This is a genomic window from Vibrio sp. Vb1026, assembly GCF_033338745.1.
Classification (GTDB): domain Bacteria; phylum Pseudomonadota; class Gammaproteobacteria; order Enterobacterales; family Vibrionaceae; genus Vibrio; species Vibrio alginolyticus.
Genome location: NZ_JAWOTH010000001.1, coordinates 242,811 through 263,342, shown reverse-complemented (window position 1 = coordinate 263,342; position 20,532 = coordinate 242,811). Strand labels below are relative to the sequence as shown.

The window sequence follows — 20,532 nt, the reverse complement described above, 5'->3', positions numbered from 1 at the left end:
GATGAAAAACTGAGCACATCATTCTGAAAGGCTACGCCCTAAAGCTTGTGACGCTTCACATTTTGCTTTTATGGGGGCGTAGTTCTACTTATGAGCAGGGTAAAAAGGAGTTTAAAGCTGAATGCTACCAAGGTTACGCATTTGTCTCATCGCCCAATTGACGCGGCTGATGGTGTAAGAAGTCTGAGGGTAAACTTTGATGCGATACGGATTTGGCAGCACCACCGCAAGCCTTGCTGCTTGGCGTGTTGAAAGTTGTTTAGCAGGAATACCAAAGTAGTTTTGCGCAGCGGCTTCCGCGCCATAAATACCTGGACCAAACTCCACCACATTCAAATACACTTCAAGAATGCGTTTTTTACTCCACATTGCTTCCATCAGCAGAGCAAAATAAAGCTCATACGCTTTGCGCACATAAGAGTGTGAAGGAAACAGAAACACGTTCTTTGCAGTTTGCTGAGTAATCGTGCTCGCACCGCGAGAGGGACCGTTCTCGCCAGACTCTGAGATCACTTTAAACAAGGAATCAAAATCCACTCCGTAATGGGTCGGGAACTTTTGATCTTCTGTCGCAATCACGGCCAGTTGAATGTGTTTAGAAATATCACTCAAAGGCACCCATTCATTTTGACTCTCTTCAGGAAATCCTTCAGGAGGAGAAATCATGCGGCTGATCTTCCATCCCCAAATTGGTGGATCGATGTATTTCACTATGCCAACGAGCATCACTGGTAAAAGCAAAAGCACCAATAAGATATTGAACAGAAGGGATTTAATCTTTCTCAAAGTCCGACCTAGCCTGATTTAACAAAACAATATGATGCAAGTATAGAGTATGCAGTCTGTTTATCGTTAGTGAAAACTTGGTCAAAAAAAGCCCGATTTACAATGTAAAACGGGCTTAGAATTTGATTAGACTAAATTATTTGTGCAGCTTGTAGAACACGGTTGAAAGTGGAGGCAAACGAAGCTCAAGTGATTGAGGCAGTGATTCACTTTCAACTTTTTCCGTTTTCACACTGGTCAGCACTTTAAAATCGCTGCCGCCGTATTTGCTGTCGTCTGTATTCAGTAGCAGTTCGTATTGACCTGCATTTGGAACGCCTAAACGAAAGCGCTCGTGTGGTACGGGCGTAAAGTTGGTGATGATCAGAATACGCTCACCTTCTTTACTAATACGCTCGTGCGCTAGGATGCTCGCATCCGCTTCGTCTTGTAGACGCCACTCAAAACCAGCAGGAACACAATCTTGATCGTGCATCGCCGCTTCATTTCGGTACAAGTGGTTCAAATCTCGCATCAGCTTTTGGACACCTTGATGACGCTCATATTCCAGCAAGAACCATTGCAACTGATCATCGTGGTTCCACTCCGCCGTTTGGCCGATTTCCGCGCCCATGAAGTTCAGCTTTTTGCCCGGTTGACCATACATGTAACCGTAGTATGCACGTAGGTTTGCGGTTTGCTGCCATTCATCACCCGGCATCTTGTTATGGATAGAGCCTTTGCCGTACACCACCTCATCGTGAGAGAGAGACAAGACGTAGTTCTCGCTGTGCGCATAAACCAGCGGGAATGTGATGGTATTGTGATGGTATTTGCGGTGAACAGGATCTTCTTCGATGTATGAAAGACTGTCGTGCATCCACCCCATATTCCACTTGAAGCCAAAACCTAAACCACCCATAAAGGTTGGCGCAGACACGCCCGGAAACGCCGTTGACTCTTCCGCAATCGTCATCGCATTCGGGAAGTGCTTGTACACTTCTTCGTTCATCCATTTTAAGGTTGCGATTGCGTCGTAGTTTTCGTTGCCACCGTCGACGTTTGGTACCCACTGATCGTGACTACGTGAATAATCGAGATAGAGCATCGACGCAACAGCATCGACACGAATGCCATCAATATGGAATTGTTCAAACCAGTACAGCGCATTCGAGACAAGGAAGCGACGTACATGTTCACGGCCTAAATCGTAAATGTAGGAGTTCCAATCTTGGTGCCAACCGCGACGAGGATCTGGATCATGGAACAGAGGCGTACCATCAAAGTTAGCTAAACCATGATCATCCGATGGGAAATGCGCAGGAACCCAATCCAGCACTACACCGATACCAGCTTGGTGACACGCATCCACGAAGAATTTGAAATCATCAGGTGAGCCAAAACGGCTAGTTGGTGCAAACAAGCCAACAGGTTGATAGCCCCATGAACCATAGAATGGATGCTCAGACACAGGCATCAGCTCAACGTGGGTGTAGCCCATATCCACAAGGTATGGCACCAACTGCTCCGCGAGTTCGCGGTAGTTCAGGAAATCACCGTTCTCGTCGCGCTTCCATGATCCAGCATGTAGCTCGTAAAACGATAACGCTTCATCACGCTTTTGTGTCACTGCACGGTTTTGCCATTTCGCATCTTGCCATTGGTAACGCTTGTGATCGTAGGTAATGGATGCAAACGATGGGTATTGCTCAGAGTAGAAACCCCAAGGGTCTTGTTTGTGTGGCAACCCTTCCCCATTTGGCCCTTTGAGCTCAAATTTGTATTGTACCCCCTCTTCCAAACCAGGAATGAATAGGCCCCAGATACCGTAGTCTAAGCGTTGCATTGGATGACGACGGCCATCCCATTGGTTGAAGCAACCCACAAGGCTAACAGCAGATGCATGTGGTGCATAAACAAGGAAACGCACACCAGAGATGTTTTCACCGCCACGTTCTAGCGTGACAAAGTGTGCGCCCATGTAGTGATACATGTCTTTTGGCGTATGCAGATGCTCGTACTCTTGGTAGATATTGTGGTACTGGTACGGGTCATCAATAATTTGTTCAACACCATTCCAATCGACCGCTAAACGGTAGTGGGTCAGGTGTAAATCGCGTTGCTCTTTTAAGATGAAACCGCTGTCGCCATCACGCTCAAGCGCCACGCGAGGTTCACCATTAACAAGCAGTTCAACCTTGTTTGCGCCCGGCATCCAAACTCTCAGCGAAGCTTCGTCGTCAATGAAAGGACCCAGCGCCGCAAATGGATCTGAGTAAGCCGCCTCAGCAAGCAGTTCGTATGCGCGTTCGTGTTGTTTCTTTATTTTCTTGGTTTTGGTGGTTTTCAAATCTTTCTCCCTAGAGCCAACATCCTTTTCAAGACCAGAGATCTGAATCAAACATCGGTTTCTCCACAGCCAACGTTGTGAACTCACAAAAAGACTCCGCTTCTCACGTTCGTTGCGTAAACGGCGTCAAAATACAAAAATGCCCGCTATTGTCGCGGGCATAATAACGGTACTTCATCCTAACGGATTGTGTTTTAGGAATGAGTGACCTAGACGGAACTTTCGTACCTCTGAGCTAACAAAATTGGTAATCAGCTCGTCCATCTACGCCACTCTAGGCATCTTACTTACTCGCCTGTGCACGAACTTCAGTAAGGCGTTTAGAAATACGGTTCACATCTTCACGGCTGAAGATTTCATCTAGGTTCATCGACAATTTACGACGCCAGTTTGGATACTCATCCACCGTACCAGGAATATTGACCGGTTGATCCATTTCTAGCCAGTCTTCAAGCTGAACACTAAGCAGTGCAGAGTCACCCGCGGCTACGTGCAGTTGCAGCGCTTCGCTTAGGTATGAATCCATTGGCACGTACTGAGCATCATGACCAATGCCTTCTGGCAAATAGCCATGCCAGCGAACACTGTCTAGAATGCCTTGTTTGCACTTCAAGCGGTCAGCGAATAGGCCTTCCAACTGCTGCTCATCAGGGTACAGACCAATCTCACGCCCCATCTTCAAGTCATCACAGTGCCAGAAACCGCGTAGTGTTGGCATATCGTGCGTACACAGCGCAGCCATAGACTGCTCAGCGTAGTGCTTCGGAGAAATAAAACCGCCGTCGTCTTTTGATGTTTCGAAGAAGAAGACTTTGTACGAATGCACACCCGCATCACGAAGGATATCCACGATTTCATCAGGCACAGTACCCAAGTCTTCACCGATTACAGAACACTGATGACGATGAGATTCTAGCGCTAGGATTGCTAGCATGTCTTCAACTGGGTAGTACAGGTAAGCACCTTCTGTCGCTTTCTCGCCTTTTGGAATCCACCAAAGGCGAAGCAGGCCAAGTACGTGGTCGATACGCAATGCACCACAATGCTTCATGTTAGCACGTAGCAATTTGATGTAAGCGTCGTAGCCAGTCGCTTCTAAAACCTGAGGGTTAAGCGGAGGCAGACCCCAGTTTTGGCCTAGTGGACCAAGTACATCTGGTGGTGCACCGATGCTTGCATCCAATACTAGCGCGCCTTCATCAGCCCATGTTTCACTACCAGAATCAGCAACACCAACCGCAAGGTCACGGTACAAACCCACAGCCATGCCTTTTTCTTCGGCTAGCGCTTGCGCTTCTTTGATTTGATCGTCTGCGATCCATTGCAGGTACATGTACAAGTGAACACGATCTTGGTTATCCTTGATGTACTTCTGAGTACCAGCAGCGTCGAATGTGCGGTATTTCTCAGGGAATACAGGCCAACCCCACATGTTTGCATCTTCTGCATGTAAATCAGCATGAAGTGCATCGAATGCAGCTTGATGTAGCAAGCTGTCGCCGCCTTTTTCAACAAAGTCCAAGAAGGCACGAGCGCGATCGGTGTTTTTGTCTAAATGGCGAGCTTTAAACTCACTGAATAGTAGCGGAAGAACGCTCATTTTTAGTTGCGAAACTTCGGTGTAATTCACCCAATGAGAGTCTCGCGCTTTTTGTAAACGTTGTTGGAACTCTGCGCTACCAACACGCTGTTGTGCTTCTGCACTTAGCGCGAATTCAGGTACAGAGCTTACGTCGATGTACATGATGTTCAACCAACGACGAGAAGACGGGCTGTATGGGCTTGCCCCTTCTGGATTCGCAGGGAACAGCGAGTGAATAGGGTTCAAGCCAATGAAGTCACCGCCACGAGAGGCAATATCACTCACCAGTTGTTTTAGGTCGCCAAAATCACCGATGCCCCAGTTATGCTGAGTACGCAGTGTGTAAAGCTGGATACTAGGACCCCATAGCTTTTTGTGTTGGTTTAGATCGTCTTGTTTGAAACACGCTTTCGGCGTAATGATCAATGACATCTCGTAAGGTGTTTTACGACGCTTACGACTGATGATCAGTTTGTGATAACCCCAAGCCAAGTTCTTTGGCAATGCAAACACTAGAGGGCCACCCTCAGCACGCTCATCACGAACAATTTGGGACTGAAGATAGCCTTCAAGTACCTCTCCTTGTTCTGTTTCTAAACGCCAGCTGAATTCACTCTCACGAGCACTCGTACCTAGGTTTAGTTCCACTTCGACTGGTTCGCCGTCGCGTAAAACAAGAACAGGGGCTAGTACGTCTTTTTTATGTTTCTTTTCAGCAGAAGCCAGTAGTTTTTCATCACTGCTAGTATCGTAGCCAAGCGAAGCGAGCAAGCGGCGTAGCGTCTCCTCAGACACTTTAGCCTCATCTCCCCAAGCACTGACATAGCTATCAGCCAATCTCGCCATTTCCGCGACTTTCTTTAATGCTGTTTGTTCTTTCATCGCTTTCTCCGAAGGTAATACCAACACCTTCCATGTAGGGTTTTATTGTTATCAATAACTTCTTTTGGAAAATGACCAAAGGTAGCGCTTGGCTACCTTGGTCTTAACTAGGTTCTATTAGCGTTTCACCGCTTCAAGTTTCCAGATATTGTTCACGTAGTCTCGGATTGAGCGGTCTGACGTGAACTTGCCAACAAGGGCGGTATTAAGAATGGCCTTCTTCGCCCAGCCAGCTTGATCTTTATATTGTTCGCTCATGTCTTCGTGCGCTTTCACATACGATGCGAAGTCCGCAAGACATAGGTATGGGTCACCGCCATCCAGCAGGCTATCGTACGTTGCACGTAGTAGGCCCGGTTGACCTGGAGTGAATTCTTCACCCAGTAGTAGGTCCATGGACGCTTTGAGTAGGTGATCCGCGTTGTAGTAGTCAAATGGGTTATAACCTTGAGCTTTTAGCGCTTTCACACCTTCAACGTCTAGACCGAAGATGTAGATGTTCTCATCGCCCACTTCTTCACGAATTTCAACGTTCGCACCATCCATCGTACCGATAGTTAGGGCACCGTTTAGCGCCATCTTCATGTTACCTGTACCTGATGCTTCTTTACCCGCTAGCGAGATTTGTTGAGAAACGTCAGCCGCAGGGATAATGATTTCAGCCATGCTCACGCGGTAGTCAGGGATGAATACCACTTTCAGCTTGTTACCGATGCGAGGATCGTTGTTCACCTTGTCTGCAATCTTGTTGATTGCGAAGATGATTTCTTTCGCTAGGTGGTAACCCGGTGCTGCTTTTGCTGCGAAGAACACAACGCGTGGCGTACACTCAAAACCTGGTTCATTAAGAATACGGTGGTACAGAGACAGTACGTGTAGCAAGTCTAGATGCTGACGTTTGTACTCGTGCAGACGCTTGATTTGAACATCGAAGATTGCATTAGTATCGAGCTCGATACCCATGTTCTCTTTCACCCAAGTTGCTAGGCGTTCTTTGTTCTCTTTCTTCACTGCCATGAATTCTTTTTGGAATGTCGCGTCAGTAGCGTACTTCGCAATACCTTCAAGTTGCTCTAGTTTCGCTGGCCATTCTGGGCCGACTTTCTCAGTGATAAGCTGAGACAGACCTGGGTTACAGAACTTCAACCAGCGACGTGGCGTAATACCGTTCGTTACGTTGTGTAGACGTGTCGGGTACATTTCGTGGAACTCTGGGAATAGGTCTTTCTTAACCAGTTCAGAGTGAAGTGCTGCTACACCGTTTACTGCGTAAGAGCCGATTACACATAGGTTTGCCATGCGAACCATGCGGTGGAAACCTTCTTCGATGATAGAAAGCTTCTGTTGCTTCGCGACATCACCCGGCCACATTGCACGTACGTCTTGTAGGAAGCGGTGGTTGATCTCGTAAATGATCTCCATGTGACGTGGTAGCAGGTGCTGGATTAGCGACTCTGGCCATGTCTCTAGTGCTTCTGGAAGTAGCGTGTGGTTGGTGTACGCAAATGTCTTAGAGCTGATTTCCCAAGCCGCTTCCCAAGTTAAACCTTTTTCATCCATCAGGATGCGCATTAGTTCAGGAATCGCAATCGTTGGGTGTGTATCGTTAAGCTGGATAGTCTCTTGCTTAGGTAGATCCGCTAGCGAGTAGCCCGCAGCTTCGTGGCGACGTAGGATGTCACGTACAGACGCTGCTGAGTGGAAGTACTGCTGCATTAGACGCAGTGTTTTACCTTTCTCGTGGTTGTCGTTCGGGTAAAGCACTTTAGTGATGTTACCTGCGTCGATCAGTGCGTGCTGAGCTTCGAAGTAATCACCATTGTTAAAGCTTGCTAGTGAGAATGGTGCAATCGCCTGACATTCCCAAAGACGTAGCGGGTAAACCGTGTCTGATTCGTAACCCACAATTGGAAGATCCCAAGGCATTGCTCTTACTGTCATGCCTGGTACCCATTTGCGAACTTCTTTACCGTTCTCGTTAATCACTTCAACGTGACCGTAGAAACCGATCTCTTGCGCAAGTTCTGGACGCGCAATTTCCCAAGGGTAGCCTTCTACACCGCGCCAAGCGTCAGGTGCTTCTTGCTGGCGACCATCTTTGAATGACTGTTTAAATAGACCGTATTCGTAATGTAAACCATAGCCGACAGTTGGGAATTCTTGTGCCGCACATGAATCCATGAAACACGCAGCCAGACGACCAAGGCCACCGTTACCCAATGATGGGTCGCGCTCTTCTTCTAGCAGATCAGTTAGGTTGTAACCCAGTTCAGCCATTGCTTCTGTTACTTGTTCATACAGACCCATGCTGATTAGGTTGTTACCCGTCAAACGACCGATAAGGAATTCTAGCGAAAGGTAGTTAACGCTCTTCGCACTTTTAATGCGTGGATCTTCTTCTGTCGCAAGCAAATCTAGAGTAGTAAATTCAGCCAGAGCATGCCCCATTGCTAGGTACCATGCGCGGCTGTCTGCGTTTTCAATCGTATGAGCGTAAGTTACAGATAAGTGTTTCTTTACGCTTTCTTGGAACGACTTCTTGTCAAATTGTTTTTGTTGAGTAGGTTTCATTACGAAATTCTCACGTCTTTTGGTAATTCATCTGCCATACATCGTGCATTTACCTCTGTGAATAAACATCCTCCTAATTCTCATCCTTTGAAGGAGGAGGGCTGAGGGCGTAGAGGGGGTACCATTGCTAGGTTAGTGATCCAAATCTCAACAAAGTGAACTTTGCACCAGTTCTTAGTGATTTTGATCACAATGGAATGTGAGAAAGGTTAAAACCCGTTCATGACGCTTTTTATAGTCCACTCATCTGATGATGTGAAAATTGTAATATCGGTCACATTAACTCGGTCAGCGTAGAAGAACTTTTCGTAATCTATGTGCAACGCGATCTTAACGCTAACGAAACAAACGACATTTAAGTGACGACAATCACAAATAAAGGGCGTAGTTGATGGTAAATCCATCAACCCTTGAGAATTAGGAAGTGGATCAAAGTAACGAACATTTCTGATGTCGTAACATCCCTCTCAGCTCACAGGATTGTACGCTTTTTATACAAACTAGAATTAGGCGATGTGAGTTATTTCTAGTTTTCGCTAGCTTTTATATCTAAGTGACCGTATGGAATGGTTTTTCAGACGGACGCAAGCCCCAATAGTAGCGACATTATCCGGTATTCAAACAGTGTTTTTGATGCTGATGACATCATTCAGTAAGACGGCTTTCAAGGGGGCTTTACTAGAATGATCACGTTGCTGTCATTTGGGTATACATAAATAAGGACATAACTACTAATGTGGATTCCATCTAAGCTTACTCGACCAGGACGCCTGCACAATGCCATCGTGCGCCCACGAGTGTTGGACTTACTACAGCAAGCGCCTTACTACAAATTGGTTTTATTCCGCTCCCCAGCAGGTTACGGAAAAACAACAATGGCAGCGCAGTGGCTATCCGATAAGCCAAACGTCGGTTGGTACAGCATTGATGACAGCGATAACGACGGCTTTCGCTTTGTAAACTATCTGCTTCAAGCATTAAACAAAGCCACCAACTTCAGTTGCGCTAACGCACAAAAACTGGCGGAAAAACGTCAGATCTCGTCTTTACGCTCCCTATTTAGCGAAGTATTCGCTGAAATGGCTGACTTTCATCAAGAGTGCTACGTGGTGCTTGATGACTACCATTTAATCACGAATGATGAAATCCATGAATCCATGCGTTTCTTTTTAAAGCACATGCCAGACAACCTCACCGTTGTGGTAACCAGTCGTGCAGCGCCGCCTCTGGGCACTGCAAACTTACGTGTTCGTGATTTAATGATCGAAATCGGCAACGAGATGTTGGCGTTTGATACCGAAGAAACAACTCGCTTCTTTAACCAGCGTATCGCCGATGGTATTGATGAAGACATGGCGAACAGCCTAAGAACCTATGTTGAAGGTTGGCCATCGGCGATGCAGTTGATCGCATTGCAAGCCCAACATCAAAACCGCACATTGGCACAAACCGTAGAGTCGGTATCGCAGTTCAATCACGCGCATTTGTGGGATTACCTAGTCGAAGAAGTGTTTGACTTACTCGATCACGAAACTCGTCACTTTTTAATGCAAGTATCCGTGCTTGACCACTTCAATGATGAGCTAGTGTTTGCCCTTACCCAACGCGAAGATGCACTGGGAATGATTGAATCGCTTAACCGCTACGGCTTATTCATTTACCCGCTCGAAGGGGAACAGAACTGGTTCCGATTCCATAACTTATTTGGCGAGTTTTTGTCTCATGAGCGCCAAGCTCGTATTCCTCAGCAAGAAAAAGATCTCCACCGCAATGCTGCTATCGCTTGGTTACAGCAAAAAGCACCACACCAAGCGATTCATCATGCACAAAAATCGAATGATAAGGACTTAGTGGTAGAGATCCTAAACGAATTCGGCTGGAAGATGTTTAACCAAGGCGAACTCAGCACGCTGGAAAGCTCAATTAACAAGTTGGACGATGATCTGTTGTTCAGCCACCCAAAACTTACGATGCTCCGAGCATGGTTGGCTCAAAGTCAGCATCGTTATAACCAAGTGGGCCACCTGCTTGAAGAAGCGGAAGAGGAACACAAAAAGCGTAACATTGCGTTAGATATTCATTATCAAGGTCAAGCAAACGCGTTGCTTGCTCAAGTGGCTATCAACAGCAACCAGCCAGAAAAAGCTCTCGAATTAGCGGAGTTAGCGCTTAGCCAACTTGATAACACAATTTACCGTAGCCGAATTGTGGCGACTTCGGTTGTTGGTGAAGTTAACCACGTGCTAGGTAAACTAGACCGTGCTTTGCCGATGATGCAACAAACTGAAAAGCTAGCTCGTCAGTATCAGGTATATCACCAAGCGTTATGGGCAATATTGCAGCAAAGCGAGATTTTAATTGCACAAGGTTACGTGCAAGCTGCCTTTGAACTACAAGATTCCGCATTCCGTCTGATTGAAGACCAGCAGCTTCAGCATGTTCCTCTTCATGAATTTTTGCTGCGTATTCGCGCGCAAGTACTTTGGTGCTGGAACCGACTTGATGAAGCGGAAGAATGCGCGTACAAAGGTCTGCAAATTCTCGAAAACCATTCACCAAGCAAGCACTTACATAGCTATTCGATGTTGGCGCGTATTGCGATTGGACGCGGTGAATTAGACAAAGCCGGTAAATTCATTGAGCACATCCAACACTTGATGAAACAGTCGACTTACCACGTAGATTGGACTGCAAACGCTTCACTATCGTTGATTCTATTTTGGCAAGCGCGCGGGAATACCGATGCAATGCAAGAATGGCTCAACACTGCGGTTCGTCCTGAATCGGCATGCAACCACTTTTCTCAATTGCAATGGCGTAACATTGCCCGCGCCCACATTAACTTAGGCCAATATACCGACGCTCGTGCTGCGTTAGATTTCCTCCAAGGTGAAGCTCGTCGCACTAACCTAATCACAGATACTAATCGCAACTTAGTGGTTGAAGCGGTCCTTTCTGCTCGCCAAAAAGATGAGGAGCAAGCCAAGGCTCTGTTAAAAGAAGCATTAGTAATGACGAACCAAACTGGCATGGTCGGAAACTTCCTGATTGATGGTGCAACCATTGGCGGTCTGCTGGAGAAGTTGAGCCTCCGCCATGAACTGGGCGATCTTGAGCGTCACCGTGCTCAACAGTTAATGAAGGACATTTCATCGAATCAACGTAGCCGGTCGATTCACTTTGATGAAGACTTTATTGAAAAGTTGGTGAATCACCCTAATGTGCCAGAGCTAGTACGTACCAGCCCATTAACACAACGCGAATGGCAGGTTCTGGGGCTGATTTATTCAGGCTTTAGTAACGAGCAAATCGCACAAGAGCTGGATGTGGCAGGTACGACAATTAAAACCCACATTCGCAACCTGTACCAAAAGCTTAATATTGCTAATCGTAAAGAAGCCATTGTGACAGCTGAAAATTTGCTGCAGTTGATGGGATACTGAACTGCTCGATAAACGGGTTAAAACGTAAAGTAAAACACAAGGGTTGGCGTAACACGTCAGCCCTTTTTTATGACTGACAGTAAGAGAAGTGCAATTTGCAAAGCACGTAAGTAACGTTGTTCATATAAAAAAATAGCCAACCGCAATAATCGCGATTGGCTTATATTTAGTGTGAACAAATTGTATTCACTAACAACGTCAGTTGGCTAGGTGACCCTCGGCTTAAGAAGGGTCGAGCAGTATTATGCATTAATCATGCCAAAATGCAAAGACTTATTTTTGGGCACAAGATCTCATATAAGCTGGATTTATTCACGCGCAAATTATCAAAATGCAATTTGATAATGCAAATTGCAACTGCATAATGCAACCAAGATTGATAATTGATAGTAGAGTTAATCATCTCAAAAATGTAAACCAAGCATTAAAAGCTCGTTACGGCGGCATTGTCTCTTGACGGGTAATAAAGATAGGCAATAGATTGGATATAAAACCAAGTAGTTACAGCACTATTTCATACTTTTTTCATCGCAATGTTTGTATACTCTCTGCCATCGAAACGACTTAGCATTAGAGCAATGAACTACTTAATTACTTTCTTCAAGGGAATCGCCATGGGTGCAGCAGATGTTGTACCTGGTGTATCTGGCGGCACCATCGCGTTTATCACTGGTATTTACGATACGCTGCTTGAAAACATTCGACGCATTAACCCCTCACTTTTCTCTATCTGGCGAAAAGAAGGGGTTAAAGCCGCGTTTAATCACATCAACGGATTCTTCCTTATCGCTCTGTTTGCCGGCATTTTCACCAGTATTGCAACGCTAGCAAAGTTGATTACTTGGCTTCTTGACACACACCCGATCCCACTTTGGTCATTTTTCTTTGGTCTGATTTTGGTCTCTGTGTATCACATTATTCGTCAGGTTGAGCAACGCGATCTTGTCCGCTTTGTCATTCTGCTCGTTGGTGTCGGGTTTGCTTATAGTATTACTGTGCTCAAACCTTTACACATGGAACCAACGGCCATTAACACCTTATTCGCTGGAGCTATCGCGATTTGTGCGATGATCTTGCCGGGTATCTCTGGCAGTTTTATTTTGCTGCTGATTGGCATGTATGCTCCTGTATTAGCCGCAGTGAAAGGTTTTCAAGTCGATACATTAGCGCTATTTTTGTCTGGCTGCGTGATCGGTTTACTGTCCTTCTCTCACTTATTGTCGTGGTTACTACGCAAGTTCCGTGATTTCACCCTGATGTTTTTGACTGGATTAATGATTGGTACGTTGCCAAAGATTTGGCCATGGAAAGAAACCATCACTTGGCGCACCAATTCGAAGGGCGAACAAGTGCCATTGCTACAGCACAACCTATCACCATTTGAATTTGAACACGTGACATCACAACCTTCTCAGTTAGTACTTGCTGTCGTAATGATGCTTGCAGCCATTGCTCTGGTTTTGGGTCTAGAGAAATTCGCAGATTCAGATAAATAACTTTGGTATCAAGCACATACTGAACCAAATAAAAACGGAGCCAATTGGATCCGTTTTTATCTATTGGCTAAGGGCAAAACATCTCAATTGAAAACTCTGCTGTATTTGATGCAATAAAGTCCGTCGCGTTACTAGGAAGCTGGTCACCGAGGTATAACGCACAATTTACCGAGGTCATGAGTTGGCGAGCGGCGCATCTGTGCTACGATGCTCGTAATGTTAAGTGATAAATGCTGAACCTTAATGAAACTGTTACAAATAGCCGCTGTTTCAGCCGCATTAGTTGTGGGATTTTATGCCCCGACTCTAATAAAAAGCTTTTCTTCTTCCACTCAAAGCAAGTCAATAGATGAATACTGCTTTCTCTCTACAACCTCTTGCGTCCAAGAAAATGTTACGATGACGCTAAACTCAGAAACTGCTCAACCCTTGGTTCCAACCACTCTAAATGTTGAGTGGCATACAAGCGATGCTAAGCAACTCATCCTAAGTCTTTCAGGAAGAGAAATGGAGATGGGTGAGCCAAAGTTTTTGCTGAAGCAAATCGCTCCTGGCCAATATCAAGGTGACATCATTCTTCCGGTTTGCACGGAGGATGCAATGACTTGGGTTGGTGAACTCAGTGATGGAGAGAATACCGTTTACCCTGCTATAAAAATGCAAAGATAAGGAATCGTTATGAGCCGCAATTGGTCCCTATTTCTCGTAGCTGCTTTCGCACTCGGGTTTGGCGTAAAGAGCTATTTAGATAATCAGAAAACGAAGCCAGAGCAAGTGGACAGTTCCACCTCTCAACAAACGGTATTGTTTGGGGAAAATAACCAAGCCGTCAATATCTTCGATGTGAATGACCCTCGCATCCGAGTCGTCTATTTTGGCTTTACTCGCTGCCCAGACGTTTGCCCAACTTCTCTTGCAATGCTGGCAGGAGCACTGAATCAAATTGACGACGCGCAAAAAGCGCAACTACGCCCGATGTTCATTTCTTTAGATCCAGAGCGTGATGAGGCCGATGCATCAGCAAAATATGCCCATTACTTCCATCCAATGATTGAAGGCCTATCGGCGCCACTTGATGTAACGACACCTTTGGCACACAACTATGGTGTCATTTTCCGCAAGACAGAATTGGAAGGCTCGGAACTAAAATACACGCTGGATCATAGCTCTTACTTTTACTTCTTGAAGCCGGATGGCACGTTAATCACTAAAGTACCACATACGCTCTCACCGGCACCGATTGTTGAAGCCATTTCAAAACTAACGACCGAAGACTCTTCAAATGACGGTTAAGTCAGTGCTGAAGCAATTTTTCAATTTCCTAACTCATACCAACCCCAATGTCGAACAAGACGTCGATACGATCATTGACGCCATTGGGGGCATAGAGAACCTGCTAGAAACTGGTGCATGTGCGACTCGGCTGCGTCTTACCCTCAGAGCGACGTCCGTCATCGATAAGAACGCACTCAAAAATCATGGCGCGCATGGCGTCGTGATATTGGATGATCGTCATGTCCAAATCATATACGGCTTAAAAGCCAACACGTATTCGCAGATTATGGAAGAGCGCATCACAAAACAAAGTTAATATTTTTGCAGTATAGCTACCCTCTTTAAAAAAGGGCAGCTATACTCTTTTGGCTTAATTAACTCACTTATTTATTAACCAACGAAGAGGACACAAGATGATTGTATTGAATAACACTAACTGGGCATCGCAAGGGTAACCCTAACAGCACCAACTCTGTGGCATAACCACAACTCCCCTTCTCTGCCCGGTCTTCACCGGGGTCAACTCTATCCGAATTAGACCCTAATGCGATTTGTATTAAGGCGCTTTGTTGCGTCTGGGATAATTCAATAATGAATCAAACACATACTTTTTGTGACACATTAGTTTCAACTTCAAACCCTCTAAAACAATTGGGTTGGAAACCATTTTTTCAGCAACAACTGACATTAGACGATTACGACAACACTATCTTTGCTCGTGTAATTGCGCATCACCGAAGTGGTTATTTATTGGCAACAGAAACTGGGCAAGTTCATCTTAATGCCCACCATTCTTTACCCAATATGACCGTCGGAGACTGGGTAATCTTAAATGAAGATCAGCAATTTGTTCGCTTACTGGATCGCTTGAGCCTCTTTAGCCGCAAAGCCGCTGGCAGCAAAGTGGTAGAGCAACTTATCGCAGCCAATGTGGATACAGTGTTTATCGTCTGTTCCCTTAACGACGACTTCAATTTAAGTCGTATTGAACGCTATCTTGCCTTGGCTCATGAAGCCGAAGTCGAACCCGTCATCGTGCTTTCCAAAGCCGATTTGTGTGACAATACTGATGAACTAAAAAGCCAAGTACAGAAGCTCGACCCTCTATTAGCGATAGAGACAGTCAACGGCTTAGAAATAGAGAGTGCTTCTAAACTCATGACCTGGTGCAAAGAAGGACAAACCCTCGCTTTTATCGGTTCTTCAGGCGTTGGCAAATCAACTCTTGTTAATGCATTACTCGGGCAACAAGAACAGGCAACTGGGCATATTCGTGAAGACGATAGCAAAGGGCGACATACAACTACATCGCGCTCTATCCATCTATTACCTGATGGCGGCATCTTGATTGATACTCCGGGAATGCGCGAGCTTCAACTAGCAGATTGTGAATCGGGGGTCAGTGAGGCATTTTCTGACATTGAGGCGCTCGCTCAGCGTTGTCGCTTTGGCAATTGTAAGCACCAAACTGAGCCAGGCTGCGCAGTTCAAACTGCGATTGCAAATGGCACACTTGAGGTTCGTCGTTTCAATAACTATCAAAAACTATTGCGAGAACAAGCCTTTAACGGCGCGACTTTGGCAGAGCAACGAGCACAAAGTCGACGATTCGGTAAACTTGCTCGCAATGCCATGAGTGATAAGCGCAGGCGCCAACAAAGTTATTAATTTGTTGCGTTTGAGTTGTCAATAAAATCAAAGGAGACGAAAGTCTCCTTTTTAACAACTTTATTAAAAACCATTACTCATAACTAATGATAATTTTCAACATAAAAATCTTATTTAAATAACATTGAGCAAACATTTAATCCAAAAACAAACTAAAACTAGACACAAAATATTACCAAGCTAAGATATGTGATATTCAGCAAGAAAATGGCTGAATTTATAAAAACAGGATAATTGATAATCATGTGTCTTAGTGACCAGAAGCAATGCTCACCCCTTGCAATACAAGGGCATTATCGCCGTGTAATGATGGACTATTGCCCTGCCACTCTGGCATAAAATTGCAGGAATGATGTATGCAACACAACAGCCTCGTTGCCCGATATGCTCGTGGTAACCTCGTCGTCCAGATCCTTGTCGGTATCGTCTTTGGTATTTTGCTCGCGACAATTTCTCCAAGCCATGCCGAAAGCGCGGGATTAATTGGTAGCCTTTTTGTCGGTGCGCTTAAAGCGATCGCGCCAATTCTTGTGTTTATTTTGGTTGCCGCTTCAATTGCAAACCAAAAGAAAAACCAACACACTTACATGCGCCCAATCGTTGTACTGTACCTGATGGGTACATTCTTCGCGGCGCTATCAGCAGTGGTTCTAAGCTTCCTTTTCCCGACCAATTTAACGCTTGTCACCGGCGCTGAAGGTGCAACGCCTCCTCAAGGTATTGCTGAAATTCTACGCACATTGTTGTTTAAACTGGTCGACAACCCAGTAAATGCACTAGTAGAAGCAAACTACATCGGCATTCTTGCTTGGGGTGTGGGTCTGGGTCTTGCACTACACCACGCATCGGCAACAACGAAGGCCGTATTTGAAGATCTAAGCCACAGCGTGTCTCACATTGTGCGCTTTATCATTCGTCTTGCACCATTTGGTATCTTTGGCTTGGTTGCTTCAACGTTTGCGACAACGGGCTTTAGCGCACTAGCAAGCTACGCACACCTTCTGGCGGTTCTTCTTGGCGCAATGATGATCATCGCACTCGTTGTAAACCCAGCGATCGTGTTCGTTAAAACCAAACAAAACCCTTACCCACTTGTATTCCGTTGTCTACGTGAAAGTGGTGTAACTGCGTTCTTCACTCGTTCAAGTGCGGCGAATATTCCAGTAAACATGGCACTATGTGAGAAGCTAAAACTGGACGAGGATACATACTCAGTATCTATCCCTCTAGGTGCGACCATCAACATGGCTGGTGCTGCAATCACTATCACAACACTAACGCTTGCAGCTGTGCACACTATGGGTATCGAAGTTGATCTACTGACTGCGCTACTTCTAAGTATTGTAGCTGCGGTTTCTGCATGCGGCGCATCAGGTGTTGCAGGTGGCTCTCTACTACTTATCCCACTTGCGTGTGGCCTGTTTGGTATCTCAAACGACGTAGCAATGCAGGTTGTAGCGGTTGGCTTCATTATCGGTGTGATTCAAGACTCTGCAGAAACTGCGCTAAACAGCTCAACAGACGTTGTCTTTACGGCAGCAGTTTGTAAATCAGAGCAGCAAAAAGCTCAGTAAGACTGACAGAACAAAGAGAAAGGGGAGCCGATGATGGCTCCCCTTTTTTGTTTAATTGCGCTCAATTACGCGGTGACCAAAGCCACCTCTTCAATTGAGAAATGCTTACTTGGCTCAACAAACTCTTGCTGCGCAGCAATAGTTTGCAGCTCCCATTCGCCTGCATGGTACGTTGCACTTAACACCCCGTAGCATGCGTCATGACAATGTTGGAAAGCTTGCTTGGGAGACCAGCCTTTTAAGAGTCCCGCGGTAAAAATAGCTGAAATAAGATCGCCCACGCCAACAGGTTGTTTAGCAAACTCAAATTGAGGACGCTTCGCAAGGTAAATACCTTCTTGCGTAGCCAATAGCATGTTAAAGCTGCCATTTTCTAGGCAGTAAAGGTGCTTAACTAGCACCACTTTTGGACCTTTCTCTAGCGCACGTTGGCATGCGGTGATCGCATCGTCTAGTGAGTGGATTTCCATCTCAGCAAATTGACTTAGCTCGAATTGGTTCGGAACGATCACGTCCGCCATTGGCATCAAACGCGTTAGAAGATTTTCAGCAATGCCCGGAGCCACAATGCAGCCTTTGTCTGGCGCGCCCATCACAGGGTCGCAAACGTAAAGTGCGTTCGGGTTCGCTTGCTTCACTTTCGTCACGGTATCTTCAACAGCAAGGCACTGCTCTGCGCTACCTTGGTAGCCCGTCAATACCGCTTGGCACTTTTCCAGCGCGCCGATGTTACCAAGTCCACGAACTAACTCGCTGATGTCTTCAGCCGCAAACGCTCGCCCAGTCCAGCCTTCTTGATACTGCGTGTGGTTAGAAAATTGAACGGTATGAATCGGCCATACTTCGAAACCCATGCGTTGCATTGGGAAAACAGCACTGCAGTTACCAGCATGACCAAAAGAAACATGAGATTGTATAGAGAGGATACCTTGCATAGTACCTTACCTCTTATTGTAGTTATCGATAGTTCAAAGACAGCGGCAAGCGCCAGTTTTGCGAAACCAGTAGTGTATCCGACAAACCAAGATTCTCTAACTCAATTCTCCTCAATATCTTCAGAGTAAGTTGGAGCGCTGGTTTTCAACACCATCTTCTTAATTTCCATTTTGTCTTTATTCAGTGCGATTTCTAGGGTATCTCCTTCCCTTATCCCGAGCTGAGCTAGGATTACGCTTGGAATGACTACGGCGGTGTCGTCACCGATTTTAACAGGTTGACTTATCATCTTTCGTCCTCCAAATGTCGAAAATGAGTTTTCACGTCATTGGATGTCTAGCCTCAAATACATCGAGCTGACTTGGATTTGGCGTAACATTTTAAAGACAAAAGAAAAGCCTCAATCTTGAGGCTTCTGGATAAGATAGGTTATGGTTGAAGGAAGTTTTGAGTGAAATCGAGCGCCTCTTTAGAAAGTTTTTTTTCGTTGGGCGATGTGCTTGCCTGACCTTCTGCTGTTACCGTTGTCATGTTAGGCTGAAAATCTAGTGTTGATGCCTCCTCCCAAGCCTCGGAGGCGTCTTTATTCTCATCATTCAACACCGCATTGAGCTCCTCTTCCGCAGGAAAATACGCTTCGCGTTTGTACACTTTGTTAAGGGCTCGAATAATAGAGTGCTTTCTCACCATTCCTGAGGCCAGTTTTCTTTGCAACGGCTTCGCTATGGACTGCAATCCAACGACAACATCAACACCAATATTGGTTGCCACTTCATCACGTAACGTACGCGCAGGTTGGTAGCCCATATTGGCAGCAAGAAACAGCCAAACGTAAGCAATTGCATTACCCGTTTTACCTTTATCCTTCCACGCTTCGCCAGCATGATACATCGCTTTAGCACTGCCACCTTCCGCGGCCCGTTCCAGCCAGTAGCAACCTTTAACCATGCTTTTTTCTGTACCAATGCCATTTAGGTAACATAAGCCGACTTGGATCTTGCCATCCGCACTGTCTTTTTCCGCCGCTTTCATAAACCAGTAAAGCGCATCTGCACTGCGTCCTGCACTATTGTCTGGTGAAAGCTGCCATTCCCCCATATAAATCATGGCATCAATGCAGCCTTCTTCGGCGGCAGTTTCAATCAGTTGGTTACCTTTTGGGATATTTTTTTCAGTTCCTCGACCAAAGACCAAGGCCTTGCCCGTCGAAAATTTCGCTTCGGTATCCCCTTCCATTCCCGCAATTGCGGTACGCCAGAAGTTTGCCTGCTCTTTTAAAATCACATCTTCGCGCATGCGTTCACTTAAGCGAACAATGCCGTACATCCCCGTCACATTGTCCAGTTTAGCGGCTTTATCATACCAATACAGCGCTTGACGAATGTTGTCCTTTTCGGCTTCTTTCGCTAGAAATAAAATGGTGGGGATATGCCCGGTTTCTGCTTTGAACTCTCGCTCTTTACGCTCTTGCTCTCGCGCTTTATGCATCGCCTTTCGATAAGCGGCTTCGCGAGCTTTCCTCTCTGCCTCGAGTCTCTGTTTCCGCATCGACAACGAGATCATCCACACAAATATCAGGACGAGTGAAAGGCCAGTTGCCGCAATGGCAATGCCCATACTACTCATAAATAGCCTCTTTTGGTTTCAGGGCCCAATTCAACTCCCTTTCAGGGAAATCTTATGATTACGCGCCGACATAACGCCGACTACCTTCATTATATAACGACCACTTAGCGAAAATCTGAAGCTTGCGAAGACTTAATGGCGGTATTTTATTCAACATCACTGCAACTTATTTTTAAAAGAAAAATATAGCCCTCATTTTTATAGAACTTAATCACGGTTTTGGGGCTGAGACATTCTCATCCCCTATCATCCCCCCTTACTCATCCCATAAAAATTTACATTTTAATGATGTGCAGAATCTCTCACTATGCGCCTGTTTTATTATTTAATTTGTGAACAAAATCGACTGTGACAGAAAATTTGC

At 45.7% G+C, this 20,532-nt stretch carries 14 protein-coding genes; 7 read left to right on the top strand and 7 right to left on the bottom strand.

Features of this window, described 5'->3' with window-relative positions:
- Positions 1-111 precede the first annotated feature (111 nt).
- The 4 genes from mtgA to R7E47_RS01150 all read right to left on the bottom strand — a co-directional run bounded on the left by mtgA (position 112) and on the right by R7E47_RS01150 (position 8,150).
- Positions 112-786 (bottom strand): monofunctional biosynthetic peptidoglycan transglycosylase, encoded by a 675-nt coding sequence (gene mtgA / locus R7E47_RS01165; RefSeq protein WP_025768637.1) that lies wholly within the window; start codon positions 784-786, stop codon positions 112-114.
- Between the two features lie 136 nt (positions 787-922).
- Complete coding sequence (glgB, locus tag R7E47_RS01160) at positions 923-3,115, bottom strand: 1,4-alpha-glucan branching protein GlgB (RefSeq protein WP_411913446.1); 2,193 nt, start codon at positions 3,113-3,115, stop codon at positions 923-925.
- 283 nt (positions 3,116-3,398) lie between these two features.
- Positions 3,399-5,579, bottom strand: coding sequence for a 4-alpha-glucanotransferase (gene malQ, locus R7E47_RS01155; protein WP_005374838.1), 2,181 nt, complete (start codon positions 5,577-5,579; stop codon positions 3,399-3,401).
- Positions 5,580-5,696: 117 nt separating this feature from the next.
- Positions 5,697-8,150 carry a glycogen/starch/alpha-glucan phosphorylase gene (locus tag R7E47_RS01150; protein ID WP_053307964.1) on the bottom strand — a complete coding sequence of 818 codons (2,454 nt, stop codon included), beginning with the start codon at positions 8,148-8,150 and terminating at the stop codon, positions 5,697-5,699.
- 734 nt (positions 8,151-8,884) lie between these two features.
- Between R7E47_RS01150 and malT the strand changes: the two genes are divergently transcribed.
- The 7 genes from malT to sstT all read left to right on the top strand — a co-directional run bounded on the left by malT (position 8,885) and on the right by sstT (position 17,606).
- Positions 8,885-11,593: an HTH-type transcriptional regulator MalT gene (malT, locus tag R7E47_RS01145; RefSeq protein WP_005374834.1), complete on the top strand. Its 2,709-nt coding sequence runs from the start codon at positions 8,885-8,887 to the stop codon at positions 11,591-11,593.
- A 578-nt stretch (positions 11,594-12,171) separates the two neighbouring features.
- A complete protein-coding gene (locus R7E47_RS01140) occupies positions 12,172-13,089 on the top strand; it encodes a DUF368 domain-containing protein (protein WP_318083595.1) in 918 nt (305 codons plus the stop codon).
- A 243-nt stretch (positions 13,090-13,332) separates the two neighbouring features.
- Positions 13,333-13,758, top strand: a complete 426-nt coding sequence (locus tag R7E47_RS01135) for a hypothetical protein (RefSeq protein WP_318083592.1) — start codon at positions 13,333-13,335, stop codon at positions 13,756-13,758.
- Positions 13,759-13,767: 9 nt separating this feature from the next.
- On the top strand, positions 13,768-14,382 hold the full coding sequence (locus R7E47_RS01130; RefSeq protein WP_005374827.1) for an SCO family protein: 615 nt from the start codon (positions 13,768-13,770) through the stop codon (positions 14,380-14,382).
- Positions 14,372-14,680: a PTS transporter subunit EIIB gene (locus R7E47_RS01125; RefSeq protein WP_005384641.1), complete on the top strand. Its 309-nt coding sequence runs from the start codon at positions 14,372-14,374 to the stop codon at positions 14,678-14,680. The genes R7E47_RS01130 and R7E47_RS01125 overlap by 11 nt, the downstream gene beginning before the upstream one ends.
- A 275-nt stretch (positions 14,681-14,955) precedes the next feature.
- The gene (rsgA, locus tag R7E47_RS01120; protein WP_158173266.1) at positions 14,956-16,032 is read left to right on the top strand and encodes a ribosome small subunit-dependent GTPase A; all 1,077 of its coding nucleotides are present in this window, start codon (positions 14,956-14,958) and stop codon (positions 16,030-16,032) included.
- A gap of 356 nt (positions 16,033-16,388) precedes the next feature.
- Complete coding sequence (gene sstT, locus R7E47_RS01115; protein WP_005374821.1) at positions 16,389-17,606, top strand: serine/threonine transporter SstT; 1,218 nt, start codon at positions 16,389-16,391, stop codon at positions 17,604-17,606.
- Between the two features lie 65 nt (positions 17,607-17,671).
- Here sstT and pdxY read toward each other — a convergent pair whose 3' ends face one another.
- From pdxY to R7E47_RS01100, 3 genes are all read right to left on the bottom strand, one after another.
- Entirely contained in the window at positions 17,672-18,541 is an 870-nt protein-coding gene (pdxY, locus tag R7E47_RS01110) for a pyridoxal kinase PdxY (RefSeq protein WP_158173267.1), read from the bottom strand.
- Between the two features lie 101 nt (positions 18,542-18,642).
- The gene (locus R7E47_RS01105) at positions 18,643-18,831 is read right to left on the bottom strand and encodes an AbrB/MazE/SpoVT family DNA-binding domain-containing protein (RefSeq protein ID WP_017634469.1); all 189 of its coding nucleotides are present in this window, start codon (positions 18,829-18,831) and stop codon (positions 18,643-18,645) included.
- 140 nt (positions 18,832-18,971) lie between these two features.
- Positions 18,972-20,168, bottom strand: a complete 1,197-nt coding sequence (locus R7E47_RS01100) for a tetratricopeptide repeat protein (RefSeq protein ID WP_158155528.1) — start codon at positions 20,166-20,168, stop codon at positions 18,972-18,974.
- Positions 20,169-20,532 lie beyond the last annotated feature (364 nt).